General features: G+C 70.9%; 13 protein-coding genes. 7 read left to right on the forward strand and 6 right to left on the reverse strand.

Annotated features, from left to right (window positions below):
- From JW592_RS04220 to JW592_RS33300, 5 genes are all read right to left on the reverse strand, one after another.
- The coding region (locus JW592_RS04220) for a DUF58 domain-containing protein (RefSeq protein WP_209263511.1) at positions 1-657 on the reverse strand (657 nt) is incomplete at its 3' end.
- Positions 658-675: 18 nt separating this feature from the next.
- Positions 676-1641 carry an AAA family ATPase gene (locus JW592_RS04225; RefSeq protein ID WP_209263512.1) on the reverse strand — a complete coding sequence of 322 codons (966 nt, stop codon included), beginning with the start codon at positions 1639-1641 and terminating at the stop codon, positions 676-678.
- Complete coding sequence (locus JW592_RS04230; protein ID WP_209263513.1) at positions 1638-2924, reverse strand: DUF4350 domain-containing protein; 1287 nt, start codon at positions 2922-2924, stop codon at positions 1638-1640. Before JW592_RS04230 ends, JW592_RS04225 begins: the two co-directional genes overlap by 4 nt.
- Positions 2924-3658: a DUF4129 domain-containing protein gene (locus tag JW592_RS04235; RefSeq protein WP_209263514.1), complete on the reverse strand. Its 735-nt coding sequence runs from the start codon at positions 3656-3658 to the stop codon at positions 2924-2926. The genes JW592_RS04230 and JW592_RS04235 overlap by 1 nt, the downstream gene beginning before the upstream one ends.
- 4 nt (positions 3659-3662) lie before the next feature.
- Positions 3663-5021 carry a DUF7847 domain-containing protein gene (locus tag JW592_RS33300; protein WP_209263515.1) on the reverse strand — a complete coding sequence of 453 codons (1359 nt, stop codon included), beginning with the start codon at positions 5019-5021 and terminating at the stop codon, positions 3663-3665.
- 131 nt (positions 5022-5152) lie between these two features.
- On the opposite strand from JW592_RS33300, the gene mtnA reads away from it, so the two are divergent.
- The 7 genes from mtnA to JW592_RS04275 all read left to right on the forward strand — a co-directional run bounded on the left by mtnA (position 5153) and on the right by JW592_RS04275 (position 13641).
- Complete coding sequence (mtnA, locus tag JW592_RS04245; protein ID WP_209263516.1) at positions 5153-6316, forward strand: S-methyl-5-thioribose-1-phosphate isomerase; 1164 nt, start codon at positions 5153-5155, stop codon at positions 6314-6316.
- On the forward strand, positions 6313-6990 hold the full coding sequence (gene mtrA, locus JW592_RS04250; RefSeq protein ID WP_016469303.1) for a two-component system response regulator MtrA: 678 nt from the start codon (positions 6313-6315) through the stop codon (positions 6988-6990). The genes mtnA and mtrA overlap by 4 nt, the downstream gene beginning before the upstream one ends.
- 1 nt (position 6991) lies before the next feature.
- The gene (mtrB, locus tag JW592_RS04255) at positions 6992-8917 is read left to right on the forward strand and encodes an MtrAB system histidine kinase MtrB (protein WP_209263517.1); all 1926 of its coding nucleotides are present in this window, start codon (positions 6992-6994) and stop codon (positions 8915-8917) included.
- Complete coding sequence (locus tag JW592_RS04260; protein ID WP_209263518.1) at positions 8914-10776, forward strand: LpqB family beta-propeller domain-containing protein; 1863 nt, start codon at positions 8914-8916, stop codon at positions 10774-10776. The genes mtrB and JW592_RS04260 overlap by 4 nt, the downstream gene beginning before the upstream one ends.
- Positions 10777-11107: 331 nt before the next feature.
- Positions 11108-11698: a ComF family protein gene (locus tag JW592_RS04265; protein ID WP_307805285.1), complete on the forward strand. Its 591-nt coding sequence runs from the start codon at positions 11108-11110 to the stop codon at positions 11696-11698.
- A gap of 302 nt (positions 11699-12000) precedes the next feature.
- Positions 12001-12702, forward strand: coding sequence for a ribosome hibernation-promoting factor, HPF/YfiA family (gene hpf / locus JW592_RS04270; protein ID WP_209263789.1), 702 nt, complete (start codon positions 12001-12003; stop codon positions 12700-12702).
- A 186-nt stretch (positions 12703-12888) separates the two neighbouring features.
- Positions 12889-13641 carry a response regulator gene (locus JW592_RS04275; protein ID WP_209263520.1) on the forward strand — a complete coding sequence of 251 codons (753 nt, stop codon included), beginning with the start codon at positions 12889-12891 and terminating at the stop codon, positions 13639-13641.
- 10 nt (positions 13642-13651) lie between these two features.
- Here the strand turns inward: JW592_RS04275 and JW592_RS04280 are convergent, their stop codons facing one another.
- Complete coding sequence (locus tag JW592_RS04280; RefSeq protein ID WP_209263521.1) at positions 13652-14869, reverse strand: winged helix-turn-helix domain-containing protein; 1218 nt, start codon at positions 14867-14869, stop codon at positions 13652-13654.
- Between the last annotated feature and the right edge of the window lie 43 nt (positions 14870-14912).

The raw sequence follows: 14912 nt of genomic DNA on the forward strand, positions 1-14912 counted from the left end.
GGATTGGCGGGCTGTGGCGCGCCAGTCGATGGAACGGGTGTCGTCGCCCGGCACATAGTCGCGGACGCTGTCGAACTCGGTTCCTTCCCCGCGGGTCAGGATGCTGGTGCGGCCATCGAGTTCTCGAAGACGTACCAGCTTTGCGGGCAGGTGCTTGCGGCTGGGAAAGGCGGGGAGGACGCGGACCGTCCAGGGAACGTGGTGGTGGCCTTGGCGGGCGGCGAGTCCGAGCGGCCCGAACGAGCGGACGGTGACGCGTTGGGCCTTGTGGTCGCCGCGCCGGGTGGGCTGGAGCGTGGTGGTGACACGGCGCCGCTCGCCGGGAGGGATGTGGAGCTCGTGCCGACCGGGGTGGGGTGCGGCATCGGACGGCCAGCTGCTCGGAGGCCAGGAATCTCTGAGATAGGCGCGCAAGGGGCGACGGGTGGGATTGCTGATCACAAGAGAGGCGAGCATACGTTCGCCAAGTCGAACTGAGGTATCACCGCTTCGAGTGAACAGAAGCCGATTCACTGGCGCCGCCAGCAGCAGGTCCACGACGATGGCAAGCAGCAACGGAAGTTCGACAGCGAGGAGACCGGTCCAACTGGGCAGCACGAGGCCCACGATGAGCGTTCCCAGTGCCGCTATGAGCGGTGTTCTGCCGGTGAAAGCCATGGAAGGGGTCCGGATCTCTCAGCGGGGAACCTGGGTGTGGGCCAGGATCGAGTTGAGGACGCTGTCGGCGGTGACGCCTTCCATCTCGGCTTCGGGCCGCAGTTGGATCCGGTGTCGCAGCGTGGGCAGGGCGAAGGCTTTGACGTCGTCGGGAATGACGTAGTCGCGGCCGGTGAGCCAGGCCCAGGCACGGGCTGTGGAAAGCAGAGCGGTAGCGCCTCGGGGGGAGACACCGAGGGAGAGTGAGGGGGATTCGCGAGTGGCACGGCAGATATCCACTATGTAGCCGGTGACCTCGGAAGACACCGACGTCTGCGTGACGGCTGCGCGCGCGGCTGCGATCTCGGCGGGGCCCGCGACAGGACGCACGCCCATCCCCGGAAGGTCTCGGGGGTCGAAACCTTCGGCATGGCGGGTGAGGACGTCGATCTCGGTCTCGCGTGAGGGCAGTGAGATGTTCAGCTTCAGCAGGAAGCGGTCGAGTTGTGCTTCTGGAAGCGGATAGGTGCCCTCGTACTCGACCGGGTTCTGGGTGGCGGCAACGAGAAAGGGCTCCGGAAGTGAGCGTGGCGCGCCGTCGACGGAGACCTGGTGTTCCTCCATGGCCTCCAGGAGCGCGGCCTGTGTCTTGGGTGGAGTGCGGTTGATCTCGTCGGCGAGAAGGAGGTTGGTGAATACCGGGCCGGGCTGGAAGGAGAACTCGGCGGTTCGGGAGTCGTAGACCAGCGATCCGGTGACGTCGCTGGGCATCAGGTCCGGGGTGAACTGCACACGTTTTGTGTCGAGTTCCAGAGCTGTGGCCAGTGTCCGCACGAGGAGGGTCTTGGCCACGCCGGGTACGCCCTCGAGCAGGACATGGCCCCGGCACAGCAGCGCGACGACGAGCCCGGTGACCGCTGCGTCCTGTCCTACGACGGCCTTGGAGATTTCCTGGCGCAGGGCTTCGAGGGCGCTGCGGGCGCTGTCAGAGGAGGGGGCGCTCACGAGGAGATGTCCTTGTCTCTCGGTGGTCGTGGCAAGTCTGAGGGGGAGGTGAAGTGCTGTTCGAGCTGGTCGAGGCGATTCGCGAGCTCCAGTAGCGTGGCGTCGTCCTGAGGAGGTGGCCCGAAGAGAAGCTCTCGCAGGATGGGCTCGTCGAGTGGAGGCCCGTCACCGAGGGGGGAGCGGCCTGATGCCTGGCCGACCAGGGCGGGGATCAGTACCTCGATGAGGTGGGCCTTGGTAAGGGGCACTCCGAGCAACGGCGCGAGGTGGGCGCGGGTGGCGGCGCGCAGGGCGTCGGCTGCGTGGCCGCGGTCGTTGGCCTTGCGGTAGAGGCGGGACCGGCCTTCGGTGGCCTCGGCTGCCGGAATGGTGACCGGCAGAGGTTCGGTGACGAGGGGGCCGAGGCGTCGGGCCCTCCATACGGCGGCGAGGACGGCCGCGAGGGCGAGCTGAATGGCGGCCCACGACCAGCCGCGGGGCAGGAGATCGAAGAAGCCGCGTTCCTGGCCGTCGGCGGGAGCGGCGTCGGTGGGCAGGTACCAGAGGAGGTGTGGGCGGGAGCCCAGGAGTTGGAGGCTGAGAGAAGCATTGCCGTGGTCGGCGAGGTGTTTGTTGCGGAGAGGGTCGGCGGCGCCCAGGAGAACGGTGTCGCGGCCGGCTGACGAGGGGAGGCGCAGCAGGTTGGCGCGGCCGTCGCTCAGATAACAGCTCTCGGCCCGGCCGGCGTTGGTGGTGTAGCCGTATCCGCCGAGGTCGGTGTCGCCCGCACGGCGGGCGGCGGGGAAGTCGCAGTCCGGCGGTGTCGGCCGGACGGGGGCCCGGCCGGTGGTGCGTATGCCGTGGGTGAGGGCGGCGGTTGCTGCGGGGCCGGGGGCGAGGAGGACGGTGCGGCCGGAGCGCCTGGTGGCTGCACGGATGTCGCTGAGCTGGCGCTCGGAGAGGGAGTTGGGGAAGGGAACGAGGAGAGTGGTGTCGGGTCCGGTCTGTCGGCGGGCGGCTGCGGAGGTGTTGAGGACTGTGGTGTGTACGCCACGGTCGGTGAGGAGCCTTGAGAGGGCCTTGCTGCCGTAGGGGGTGGCCGAGCGGGGGTCGAGTGAGCCGGTGTGTTCACTGGAGCGGAGGGCGGCGAGGGTTACTCCGGCCAGCGCGAGGACGGTTGCGGCCAGGAGCAGGCCGCGGGCCCGGCGCCACAGGTGGCGTGCTGTCGGTGACGTCCATGTAGGGGCGGTTGCCGAAGGGGAGTCAGGGGCTCGCGGGGTCGTGGTGGTGGGAGCCGTGGTCATCAAGCAGGCCCTCCGCGGTCGGCGGGGCCTGGGGAGGCGAGGGCCGTGGGCTGAGCGGGGATGGTGTGAAGGAGGGTGTGGTCGAGGTCGCGGAGGAGGGTGTAGGCGGTCTGGTCGGCGGCTCGGCCGGCGTAGGTGACCTCGTCGAAGGAGCGTGCTGCGGCGCGGGGTTGGTCGGTGTAGCCGGTGAGGACGGTGCCTGCCTCGGCGGCGGCTTCGTCGGCGGTGCGGCCCGGCCGTGGGTCGAGCAGCGCGCGTTCTTCCAGGGAGCGGACGAGGGCCCGCATCCGTTCCTGGACGGCCGCGCTCCAGTGGCCGGCGGCTGCGTGCGCCTCGGCAGCGGCCCGGTGGCCGGCTGCGTTGGCGGGGCGGTTGGTGAAGAGGGGAGTGGTGCCTGTGGTGGGTGCGGGGCGGAGCTTGCCCAGGCGTACGCGGAGGGCGATGAGAAGGAGGACGAGGAGGAGTGCGAGGGCGGTGAGTCCCACCCAGCCGCCCGGGGCGACTCCCGTCGCGGTGCTGAGCAGGTCGGTGAGGCGGTCCCACAGCCAGTCGAGGGCGCGCTGGAGGAAGCTGGGGTCGTGCTCGTGGTATTCGGGCCGGGACAGCTCACGTTCGGCGTCGTGGAGCGCCGGAAGCCGGGGGGTGGTGACGGGGGCGCCGTTCCCTTCACCGGTCGCCGCCCGGTGTAGGGCTGCGGTGTGGCGGGCGAGGGCGCCGACATGTCCCCCCGGCATGCCGTCAGCTTCCCGGGGCCGTGGGGCCGGGGTCCTGGTGGTCGAAGCCGGGGACGCCCGCCGCCCGGGCCAGTTCGAGGTCGAGAGCCTCGCGGCGGATGCGCTGGTCGAGGTAGAGGAGGGCGGTGATGCCCGCGCTCAGGGGGAGGGAGACGGCCGAGGCGAGGACGGAGCCGATGCCGCTGATGATCAGGGAGGTCCAGCCAGTGGCGGCGGCCGGGTCGGTGAGCGTGTCTCCACCGCTGACGAGGGCGGAGATGGCGGTGGCCGGCACCGAGACCACAAGGGAGATGGCGATGACGAGAAGGAGGGCGAGGAGCTGAATCCCCAGGATGCGCCACCAACTGCCGCGTACGAGCTTGACTGAGCGGCGCATGGAGGCGAAGAGGCCCTGCTTCTCCAGCATCAGGGCCGGGGGCGCGAGGCAGAGCCGGACCCAGACCCAGGCGGTGAGGGCGATGCCGGCCAGCAGCCCGAAGAAGAGAAGCAGCACCGCAGGACCGACCGGGCCGGCGGCGGCCACGAGGATGCCCGGAAGCAGGCAGCCCAGGAGGACGAGGCAGACCAGGAGGGGAATGAGAATCAGCAGGCCGAACAGGCGCAGGAGCTGAGGGCGGGCGTCACGCCAGGCTTCACCGAGAGTGACCTGGCGGCCCAGGACCGCGCGGCTGACGACCACGGTGAGCAGGGCAGTGGCGATCACGCTGCCGAGCATTCCGACGACCCCGGTCACGCCGACGGTGCCGAGCGTGCCGGAGAGGGCGTTGTTCAGGTCCTCGCTGGTCGGGTTGTCGTTGTTGGCGAGGGCTTCGAGTTCACTGGTGTCGCCGAACCAGAAGCGCAAGGTGATGACCGAGACCAGTTCGGTGAGGACGGCGACGGCCAGGGAGATGCCCAGGGCGGTGCGCCAGTGGGCGCGCATGGCGCTGACGGAGCCGTCGAGGATCTCACCGACGCCCAGCGGGCGGAGCGGTATGACGCCGGGTTTCGCGGCGGGCGGGGGCGGGGCCCAGCCGGAGTTCCAGCGGTGGGCAGGGCCGGGACCGGGGGGTGGGGCGGCTCCCCAGCCGCCGGTCGGGCCGCTCGCTCGGCCGGGGTGCTGCCTGGGGACCGGGCCGCGGCCCTTTCGCAGGCCCCTGCCTTCCTCCTGGGCGCCCAGCGGCCAGCCCTGGGGCGCGGCGGGGGGCTGGTCGGCGGCCCAGTTGCGGGGGCGGTCGTCCTCGGTGGGGCGGGGTGTCTCCTCGGATGTGGTGCGCTCCGTGCCGTCGCCCTGGGTTCCCTCGTCATCCTTTCCGGGCGTGCCGGAGGGTTGGGGGTCGGGCGAGGGGGATCCGGGCGAAGCCCAGCCCGGGGAGTCGTTCACGTGAGGTCACCTCGTATGGGTAGTCCCGTGCCTGGTGGGTTGCCATCGTGCCACGGGGCGGGGCCGGCGAGGCCAGCCGGGAGCGGGCGACGCTCTTCAAGCGACCTGCGCTGAGCAGGCAGACTGGACGGATGGCTGAAGAGTGTGTGCCCGTCATCCGTTATGAGGAGTTGCCGGAGGGGCCGGTTGTCGTGCTCCTTGACCAGACGCGGCTGCCCGCGGAAGAGGCCGAGCTGGTGTGCACGGACGTGCCTGCCCTGGTGGACGCGATCTGCTCGTTGGCGGTGCGGGGCGCACCGGTGCTGGGCATCGCAGGCGGGTACGGCGTCGCGCTGGCGGCGGCGCGCGGCTTCGACGTGGCGGACGCGGCGGAGCAGCTGGCACACGCTCGGCCGACGGCGGTGAATCTCGCGTACGGGGCACGGCGGGTGGAGGCCGCCTACCGGGAGGCGCTCGGTGCGGGCCGCGGGGAGGCGCACGCGGCCGCGCAGGCGCTGGCGGAGGCCAGGGCGCTGCACCGGGAGGACGCGGAGGCGAGCGACCGGATGGCGGAGCACGGGAGTGCGCTGCTGGCAGAGCTTGTGCCCGGCGGTGGGATGCGGGTGCTGACGCACTGCAACACCGGGCGGCTGGTCTCGGGCGGGAGCGGCACGGCGCTGGCCGTGCTCAAGGCGGTGCACCGGGCCGGTGAGCTGCGGCGGCTGTGGGTGGGGGAGACGCGGCCGCTGTTGCAGGGTGCGCGGCTGACGGCGTACGAGGCGGCCGAGGAGGGGATGGCGTACAGCGTGCTCGCGGACGGCGCGGCAGGGTCGCTGTTCGCGGCCGGTGAGGTGGACGCGGTGGTGGTGGGGGCCGACCGGATCGCGGCGGACGGTTCCGTGGCGAACAAGGTCGGGACGTATTCGCTGGCGGTGCTCGCAGGGCACCATGGGGTGCCGTTCGTGGTGGTGGCTCCGGTGACGACGATCGACCTGGACACGGCGTCGGGCAGCGAGATCGAGGTCGAGCAGCGGGCGGTGTATGAGGTGACCGAGGGGCCCTGGGCGAGACCGCTGGGTCCCGGGGCGGGCCCTGGCGGGGGGCCGGGGGGAGGTCCGGGCCTGGGCCCGGCGCTGGCTCCGGTGGGGGCGCACGCCTACAATCCTGCGTTCGATGTGACGCCGTCCGCGCTGGTCACTGCCGTGGTGACGGACGAGGGAGTGGCCTCCCCGGTGACGCCCGAAGGGATCGCGGAACTGTGTTCCACATCACGCATGAGGGCGTCGCGGTCGGCTGATGGGATGATGAAGTCATGAAGGGACGCGTCCTTGTCGTCGATGACGACACCGCACTGGCAGAGATGCTCGGCATTGTGCTGCGCGGAGAAGGCTTTGAACCGTCGTTCGTCGCGGACGGCGACAAGGCGCTTGCCGCCTTTCGGGAGACCAAGCCGGACCTGGTGCTGCTCGACCTGATGCTGCCGGGGAGGGACGGCATCGAGGTGTGCCGCCTGATCCGCGCGGAGTCCGGGGTGCCGGTGGTCATGCTCACGGCCAAGAGCGACACGGTTGATGTGGTGGTCGGGCTGGAGTCGGGGGCTGACGACTACATCGTCAAGCCGTTCAAGCCGAAGGAGCTGGTGGCACGTATCAGGGCTCGGCTGCGCCGGTCCGAGGAGCCGGCGCCCGAGCAGCTGGCCATCGGCGATCTGGTGATCGATGTGGCCGGGCACTCGGTCAAGCGGGACGGGCAGTCCATAGCACTGACCCCGCTCGAATTCGATCTTCTGGTGGCGCTGGCGCGCAAGCCGTGGCAGGTCTTCACCCGTGAGGTCCTGCTCGAGCAGGTGTGGGGCTATCGGCATGCCGCGGACACCCGCCTGGTGAACGTCCATGTGCAGCGGCTGCGCTCCAAGGTGGAGAAGGACCCGGAGCGGCCGGAGATCGTGGTGACCGTGCGCGGCGTGGGCTACAAGGCCGGGCCCAGCTGAGATGACCCGTAACACCGCACCGCATCGTGCCGGTGGGGGTCGGAGCACAGGCCGCGAGTCCGATATATCCAAATTCGGGCGTCTGTGGCGAAGTGGTGTTCTTTTCTCCGACGGCCTCCTCCCAGAGGGCGCGACCGGTCCTGGTGCGCGCCCCATGGTGCGTTTCTTTGTGCGGTGGGTACGCAGGCCGCTGCTGCCGGTGATGCGGCTGTGGCGGCGCAACATCCAGCTCCGGGTGGTGGTGGCCACCCTGCTGCTCTCCCTCGCGGTCGTGCTGCTGCTGGGGCTCGTGGTCATCGGGCAGGTCCGCAACGGCCTGCTGGAGGCCAAGGAGCAGACTGCGCAGAGCCAGGCATCGGGAGGGTTCGCCGCCGCCGAGCGGATGGCCGACAGCGCGGAAAGCGGGCCCAGCGGCGAGGACAGCATCCGCGGCAGCAGGAGCGCCCAGAACTCGGGCACCTGGCTGAACAACCTGGTCGAGCAGCTCGCCAGCAGCGGCCAGGGCGTCTATTCGGTGGTGGCGCTCGGCTCCGAGAACAGCGAGTCGCCGTTCCTGGGCAACAGCAGCCTGACCACGCGCGGGCCGCGGTTCTCCGGTGACATCCGCCCGGAGGAGAGCGTCCCAGCGGACCTGCGCAAGGCCCTGGACGACGAGCCAGGGCCGCACCGCCGCTACGCGCGGGTCTACCGGCAGGACCACAGCAGTGACCCGGCGCTGATCGTCGGAAAGCGGCTCAACGACGCGCGCGGCAATCCCTACCAGCTCTACTACGTCTTCCCCTTCACCCAGGAGGAGGAGTCGCTGAACCTGGTCAAGGGCACGCTGGCGACGGCCGGAGTGTTCGTCGTGGTGCTGCTGGGTGCGATCGCGTGGCTGGTGGTGCGGCAGGTGGTGACGCCCGTACGGATGGCGGCCGGGATCTCCGAGCGGCTGGCGGCCGGGCGGCTCCAGGAGCGGATGAAGGTCACCGGTGAGGACGACATCGCCCGTTTGGGGGAGTCCTTCAACAAGATGGCCCAGAACCTCCAGGGCAAGATCCAGCAGCTGGAGGAGCTGTCCCGGATGCAGCGCCGCTTCGTCTCGGACGTCTCGCACGAGCTGCGGACGCCGCTGACGACGGTGCGCATGGCCGCCGATGTGATCCACGAGGCGCGTGAGGACTTCGATCCGGCGACCGCGCGCTCGGCCGAGCTGCTGCTCGGACAGCTCGACAGGTTCGAATCGCTGCTGGCCGATCTGCTGGAGATCAGCAGGTTCGACGCGGGCGCCGCCAACCTGGAGGCCGCCCCGGTGGATCTGCGCGATGTGGTCCACCGCGTGGTCGAGGGCTGTGAGCCGCTCGCCGAGCGCAAGGGCGGCAGGATTCTGGTGCGGGGCGACGAGCAGCCCGTGATCGCGGAGGTGGACGGCCGCAGGATCGAGCGGGTGCTGCGCAACCTGGTCGACAACGCCGTCGAGCACGGTGAGGGCCGTGACGTCGTCGTGCGGCTGGCGACCGGGGGCGGCGCGGTGGCGGTGGCGGTACGGGACTACGGTGTCGGCCTCAAGGAGGGCGAGGCGGAGCGCGTCTTCAACCGCTTCTGGCGCGCCGACCCGGCGCGGGCCCGTACCACCGGGGGCACGGGGCTCGGGCTGTCGATCGCGCTGGAGGACGCGCGGCTGCACGGCGGCTGGCTGCGGGCCTGGGGCGCGCCGGGGGACGGTTCGCAGTTCCTGCTCGTCCTGCCCTGCACGGCCGGAGAGCCGCTGCGCGGGTCGCCGCTGCGGCTGGAGCCGGAGGACTCGCGCAGAAAGCGGCAGCAAGCACGCGAGCGGCAGCGGCCGGCCGCCGCGTCGGTGGGCGCCGCGTCGGTGTCGGCCGGACGGACCGGCGAGGGCGTACGGAACGACGAGCGAGTGAGACGGTCCGGAGAGGAGCGCGGATGACGGCCGCCGACGGGCGCACGAAGCGCGGGGGTGGCGCACGGCGGCGCCGCGCGCTGTTGGTGCTCGCCACGTGCGGAGCGCTGCTGGCCGGCTGCGCCTCGATGCCGGACGGGGGCAACGTCAAGCACGTCAGCTCCTCGCACGGCAACCAGGGCGACTCACAGGTGCGCGTCAACGGCGTCAGTCCGCAGAAGGGGCAGGTGCCGACCCAGATCGTGCGGGGCTTTCTGGAGGCGATCACCAGCGACGAGGCCAACTTTCCGACCGCCCGCGAATATCTGACGCGTCACCTGGCGCGCCGGTGGGACCCCTTCGCGTCGACGACGGTGCTCTCGGACGGGCCGAGCGCCGCCAAGGCACCGCGGCACAGCAGACGCGCCGAGGACGGCTACTCCGTCGAGGTCTCCGGCTCCCGGATGGCCGAGGTGGACGACAAGCACGCGTACTCGCCCTCCAAGGGCGACTACAGCGAGGTTTTCCACCTGGTCAAGGTGGACGGGGAATGGCGTATCGACGAGATGCCGGACGGCCTGGTCCTCGGTGAGTCCGACTTCCAGCGCATCTACCGCCCCATCAATACGTACTACTACGCGGAGCTCGGTCCGGACGCGGAATCGATCACGGACGGACAGAACGTGCTCGTAGCCGATCCGGTCTATCTGCGTCGGCGCATCGACCCGGTCACCAAAACTGTCTCCGCGCTGCTCCAGGGGCCCTCCGGCTGGCTCGACCCCGTGGTCGCCTCCGCGTTCCCGCGCGGCACCCGGCTGGCGCCCAAACAGCACCTGTCGGTGGACGACTCGGGGGTGCTGCGGGTACGGCTGAACGCCCGGGGAGCCAAAGCCGGGGGCAAGCGCTGCGTGCGCATGGCGGCGCAGTTGCTGTACTCGGTCCAGGACCAGGCATCGGCGAAGGTCAGCAAGGTCGAGCTGGCCGGCCCCGAGAACAACGACATGTGCGCACAGACGCGCGAACAGCTCACCGCCTTCCAGCCCGGTCGGCTCAACGGCAGCGCCAAGAGGGCGTACTTCATCGACGAGAACCACCGGGTCGCCGCCTTCCAGCGCAAGAACGAGTCACCGCGCCCGGTCCTGGGACCGCTGGGCAGCGGACAGGTGGAGATGGGCGCCGTCGCCGTCAACCGCATCGAGAGCGAGGGCGCCGCGGTGACGCGCGGCCGGCGCGGACTGTATGTCGCCTCCCTGGACGGAGGCAGCGCGAACACCGCGCTGGGCGCCCCGATCCTCATCAGCAAGGCCAAACGTGAGAACGACAGGCTGACGGCGCCCAGCTGGGACGGGCTCGGAGACCTGTGGGTCGCCGACCGCGACCCGGACAACCCACGGTTGCTGCGGCTGCGCACCGGCAAGGAGCACCCCGACGAGGTACAGGTACCGGACCTGGGCAAGGACGAGCGCATCGAGTCGTTGCGGATCTCCTCAGACGGGGTGCGGATCGCGCTGCGCGTGCGGGAGCGGGACGGGCACACCTCGCTCCAGCTCGGCCGCGTGGTACGCGGTGGCACGGTGAAGAAGCCCGTGGTGACGGTGGAACGGCTCCGGCCGGTGGCACCCCAGTTGGTGGATGTCTCGGCGGCATCCTGGGCGGGCGGCAGCCGGCTCGTGGTGGTGGGCCGGGAGTCCGGAAGCGTGCAGCAGCTGCTGTACATGGAGACCGACGGCTCCGTCTCGGACCAGCCGACGCTGCCCGGCATCACCGATGTGACCGGGGTCGCCGCCTCGGAGGACGAGAGCAAGCCGCTGCTCGCCGACTCCGAGGACGGGATCGTGCGGCTGCCGCCCGACGCGACCTGGAAGATGCTGACGGACAAGGGCTCGGCCCCCGCCTACCCGGGCTGATCCGGCAGGCTCTGCGTCGGGGTGGCTGCCAGACGCCGCTGAGCTGCGGCAATTCCGGCCCCGGGCTCGGGGATTCGAGCCGGGGCGGCGGCTGCTCGGGAAGTTGTCCACAGGGCTGGTGGCAGTCCGCGCCGGATGCCAGAGTGGGGTCATGCCGAAGTCCTGGCAGGGACTTCGGCGGGAAATCGCAGGTCTGGTGCTGCCCATGGGGTGCGCCGGTTGCGGTCGTCCGCTTGAGCGGGACCGCTTGTGCGACGAGTGCAGCAGCGTGCTGAATGGCGCGGTGCCGCGGCGGGTGTGGCCCTCGCGCGTACCGTCCGGACTGCCTCGGGTGTACGGAGCGCTCACGTACACCGACGAGGCCCGAGCCGCGCTGCTCGCTCACAAGGAGCGCGGTGCCCTCGGGCTGGCCGCGCCGCTGGGAGCGGTGCTCGCGGGCGCCGTTCTGCTGGCCTCGCACGCGCCGGAGACCCCCGTGCCTGCCTCCGTGCCCACCGCCCCCGCTCGGCGCGGGCCGCCCTCCCGGGACGGCGGCTCGTCCCCACGGCGCCAGGCGCCGGTCACCCTTGTGCCGGTGCCCTCCATGCGCCGGGCTGTCGCGGGGCGGGGGCACGACCCGGTGCGGCGCATGGCGCGGGAGGCCGCGCGGGTGCTCAGAGGGGAGGGTATGGCGGTGCGGGTGCTGCCCGTGCTGCGCCAACGACGCAGGGTCGTCGACCAGTCGGGGCTGACGGCGGCCCAGCGGACCGCGAATCTTGCCGGAGCCCTGGAGATGGTGCCAGGCGGCGCGCGGCTGCTGGACGCGGCCCGGGTCGTGCTGGTGGACGATGTGATGACAACAGGTGCGTCGCTCGCTGAGGCGGCGCGGGCGTTGGGAGGAGTGACCTCGGCCGCGGTGCTCGCGGTCCGCTCGGACGGGTGAACCCGGTATGCGGAAAGTTGCCCCGGGTGACCGGGCGGAACTATCGGATCGCCGGCATCGTTGCAGGTGGTACCAGGGATGTCTCCTCTGATCGGAGGTACGTGCCGGTAGGGGGTGCCGCGCCTCCCCCACTGGAGGTACGTTCGGATTGGGTGGCGATCTCTCCTCAGGGGGAGAAGGAGGTGAAACTCGCAAGCCGACCTCGAGCCGGAGAGCCAACGGCGTGAGGGCCGAGCCTCCGGCGTCAGTGCACCAAGGACGGTCAGCACTGGATGTGGGACCGTCCGGGAACGGAGTTCTGCGTGGACATCGTCGTCAAGGGCCGAAAGACAGAGGTGCCCGACCGGTTCCGCAAGCACGTGGCCGAGAAGCTGGAGAAGGTTCATAAACTCGACGGCAAGGTGATCAACCTCGAGGTCGAGGTGGCCAAGGAGCACAATCCCCGGCAGGCCGACCGTTCCGACAGGGTGGAGATCACCTTGCGTACGCGCGGACCGGTCATTCGTGCGGAGGCAGCGGCCTCCGACCCGTATGCGGCGCTCGACCTGGCCACCAGCAAGCTGGAGGCCCGGCTGCGGAAACAGGCCGACAAGCGCCGCGTCCACCGCGGTGGAGCCCGCACACCGATGAGTGTGGCGGCCGCAACCGCCCACCTCGCGTCGGAACTCAACGGAGAACTCGACGCGGCCGCCGGATCGGTGGCCGCTCCCCCCGAGGCCGACGGCCAGCCCGTGGTCACCCGGATGGGGCCGCTGGAGGTGCGTGGCGAAGGGCCGCTGGTGGTCCGGGAGAAGACGCACGCGGCCGCACCCATGACGCTGGACCAGGCGCTTTACGAGATGGAGTTGATCGGCCACGACTTCTATCTGTTCGTCGACTCCGAGACCAAGCAGCCCAGTGTCGTCTATCGGCGGCACGGCTACGACTACGGCGTGATTCATCTGGAGCCGGACCCGTTCGTCCAGGAGCCGCCACACGGAGCGGGCGGAGCGCTGGGCGGCTGACGCGGAACGGGCAGCAGCCCAGCACGGGCCCGGCGCACCCCCTGTGCGCCACAGGCTTGATGTTCACGCCCCCGGCCGGTATCGAAACCCGGCCGGGGGCGTCGGCATGAGTAACATCAAGACCCACGCCAATCGCCTTTGGTCGTAGCGGGGTTGGTGGCAGACCAGGGTGCAGGGGGAGGAACGATGGTGGACAGCTTCGGGCCCGTGATGCCCATGCCCGACGCACACCCGGGCCCGGGCGCTGATCAGGAGCCGCGCGAGCGGGAGCGGCGGCAGGAGCCGATCAGGGTGCTGGTCGTCGACGACCACGCGCTCTTCCGGCGCGGGCTGGAGATCGTCCTGGCCCAGGAGGAGGACATCCAGGTCGTCGGGGAGGCCGGGGACGGGGCCGAGGCGGTGGACAAGGCGGCGGACCTGCTGCCGGACATCGTGCTGATGGATGTCCGGATGCCGAAGCGGGGCGGGATCGAGGCGTGCACCTCCATCAAGGAGGTGGCCCCCAGTGCGAAGATCATCATGCTGACGATCAGCGACGAGGAGGCCGACCTCTACGACGCCATCAAGGCAGGCGCCACCGGATATCTGCTCAAGGAGATCTCCACGGACGAGGTCTCCACGGCGATCCGCGCGGTGGCCGACGGGCAGTCGCAGATCAGCCCGTCCATGGCGGCGAAGCTCCTCACCGAGTTCAAGTCCATGATCCAGCGCACCGACGAGAGCAAGCTGGTGCCCGCACCCAAGCTCACCGACCGGGAGCTGGAAGTGCTCAAGCTGGTGGCCACGGGCATGAACAACCGCGACATCGCCAAAGAGCTGTTCATCAGTGAGAACACCGTGAAGAACCATGTGCGCAACATCCTGGAGAAGCTCCAGCTCCACTCCAGGATGGAGGCGGTGGTCTACGCGATGCGGGAGAAGATCCTCGAAATCCGCTGAGGCGGACCGGTCAGCAGCCCAGGGCGTCCAGAGCGGCCCGCAGCCGGGGGCGCAGCTCCTCCGGGGCGCAGCGCTCCACCCGCACCGCGTCGCAGCCCACCCACTCCGCGGCCTCGCACAGCGCACGTGCCATCGGCTCCACGGCCTTGGCGCTGTCCAGTGAGAGCTGTCGGGCCACCAGCGTGGTCCCCTCCCTGGCCGGGTCGACACGGCCGATCAGCTTGCCGCCCGCCAGCAGGGGCATCGCGAAGTAGCCGTGCACCCGCTTCGGCTTGGGGACGTACGCCTCCAGGCGGTGGGTGAAGCCGAAGAGTCGCTCGGTGCGGGGCCGGTCCCAGATGAGGGAGTCGAAGGGGGAGAGCAGCGTGGTGCGGTGCCGCCCGCGCGGGGTGCTCTCCAGCGCCGCCGGGTCGGCCCAGGCGGTCCTGGGCCAGCCCCGCACCTCGACCGGGACCAGTCCGGTGTCCGGCAGCACCGCTTCGACCTGCTCGCCCTTGAGCCGGTGGTAGTCGGCCAGGTCGGCGCGGGTGGCGACGCCCAGCGCCGAACCCGCCTGCGCCACCAGGCGGCGGAGGCATTCGTGATCGTCCAGGGTGTCGTGCAGCAGCGCCTCGGGGACGGCGCGCTCCGCGAGGTCGTAGACGCGCTTCCAGCCGCGCCGCTCGGTGACCACCACCTCGCCGATGTCCAGCAGCCACTCCACCGCGATCTTGCTCTCGGACCAGTCCCACCACTCGCCGCCGTTGCGCCCGCCGCCGAGCTCCGCGGTGGTCAGCGGCCCCTCGGCGGCGAGCCGGTCGCGGACGGCGGCGCAGGAGCCCTCGCGGTCCTTCATCTGGTGCCAGCGGTGGCCCCGGGCGCGGAAGGCGCGGCGGCGGAAGGCGAAGTGCGGCCACTCCTCGACGGGGAGTACGCACGCGGCGTGCGACCAGTATTCGAAGCTGTGCGCGTCCGTCCAGTACGCCGACTCCACAGCCTGCCGTCCCACCGCGCCCAGGCGGGCGTAGGGCACCAGTTCGTGCGACCGGGCCAGCACCGAGATGGTGTCCAGCTGTACGGCGCCCAGCCGACGCAGCATTCCGCGCACTCCGGACCGCCGCTCCGGGGCGCCCAGCAGTCCCTGGGCCCGCAGGGCGATCCGCCGGGCCTCGTCGGCGGAGAGGGAGATCCGTGGCGTGGGGGAGGGGCCGGCGGTCGGAACGGTGGTGGTCGGCAGGCCAGTCGTCATGCGGCCCACCATAAGTGCGGCCACTGACAGTGGACTTCCCCGG

The organism is Streptomyces spirodelae (assembly GCF_017676385.1).
GTDB classification, from domain to species: Bacteria; Actinomycetota; Actinomycetes; order Streptomycetales; family Streptomycetaceae; genus Streptomyces; species Streptomyces spirodelae.

Bases quoted from the DNA above. Each gene is read 5' to 3' on its own strand.
- JW592_RS04230 (WP_209263513.1), bottom strand. From the start codon at position 2,924: ATGACCACGGCTCCCACCACCACGACCCCGCGAGCCCCTGACTCCCCT.
- JW592_RS04235 (WP_209263514.1), bottom strand. From the start codon at position 3,658: ATGCCGGGGGGACATGTCGGCGCCCTCGCCCGCCACACCGCAGCCCTA.
- mtnA (WP_209263516.1), top strand. From the start codon at position 5,153: ATGGCTGAAGAGTGTGTGCCCGTCATCCGTTATGAGGAGTTGCCGGAG.
- mtrA (WP_016469303.1), top strand. From the start codon at position 6,313: ATGAAGGGACGCGTCCTTGTCGTCGATGACGACACCGCACTGGCAGAG.
- mtrB (WP_209263517.1), top strand. From the start codon at position 6,992: ATGACCCGTAACACCGCACCGCATCGTGCCGGTGGGGGTCGGAGCACA.
- JW592_RS04260 (WP_209263518.1), top strand. From the start codon at position 8,914: ATGACGGCCGCCGACGGGCGCACGAAGCGCGGGGGTGGCGCACGGCGG.
- JW592_RS04275 (WP_209263520.1), top strand. From the start codon at position 12,889: ATGGTGGACAGCTTCGGGCCCGTGATGCCCATGCCCGACGCACACCCG.
- JW592_RS04280 (WP_209263521.1), bottom strand. From the start codon at position 14,869: ATGACGACTGGCCTGCCGACCACCACCGTTCCGACCGCCGGCCCCTCC.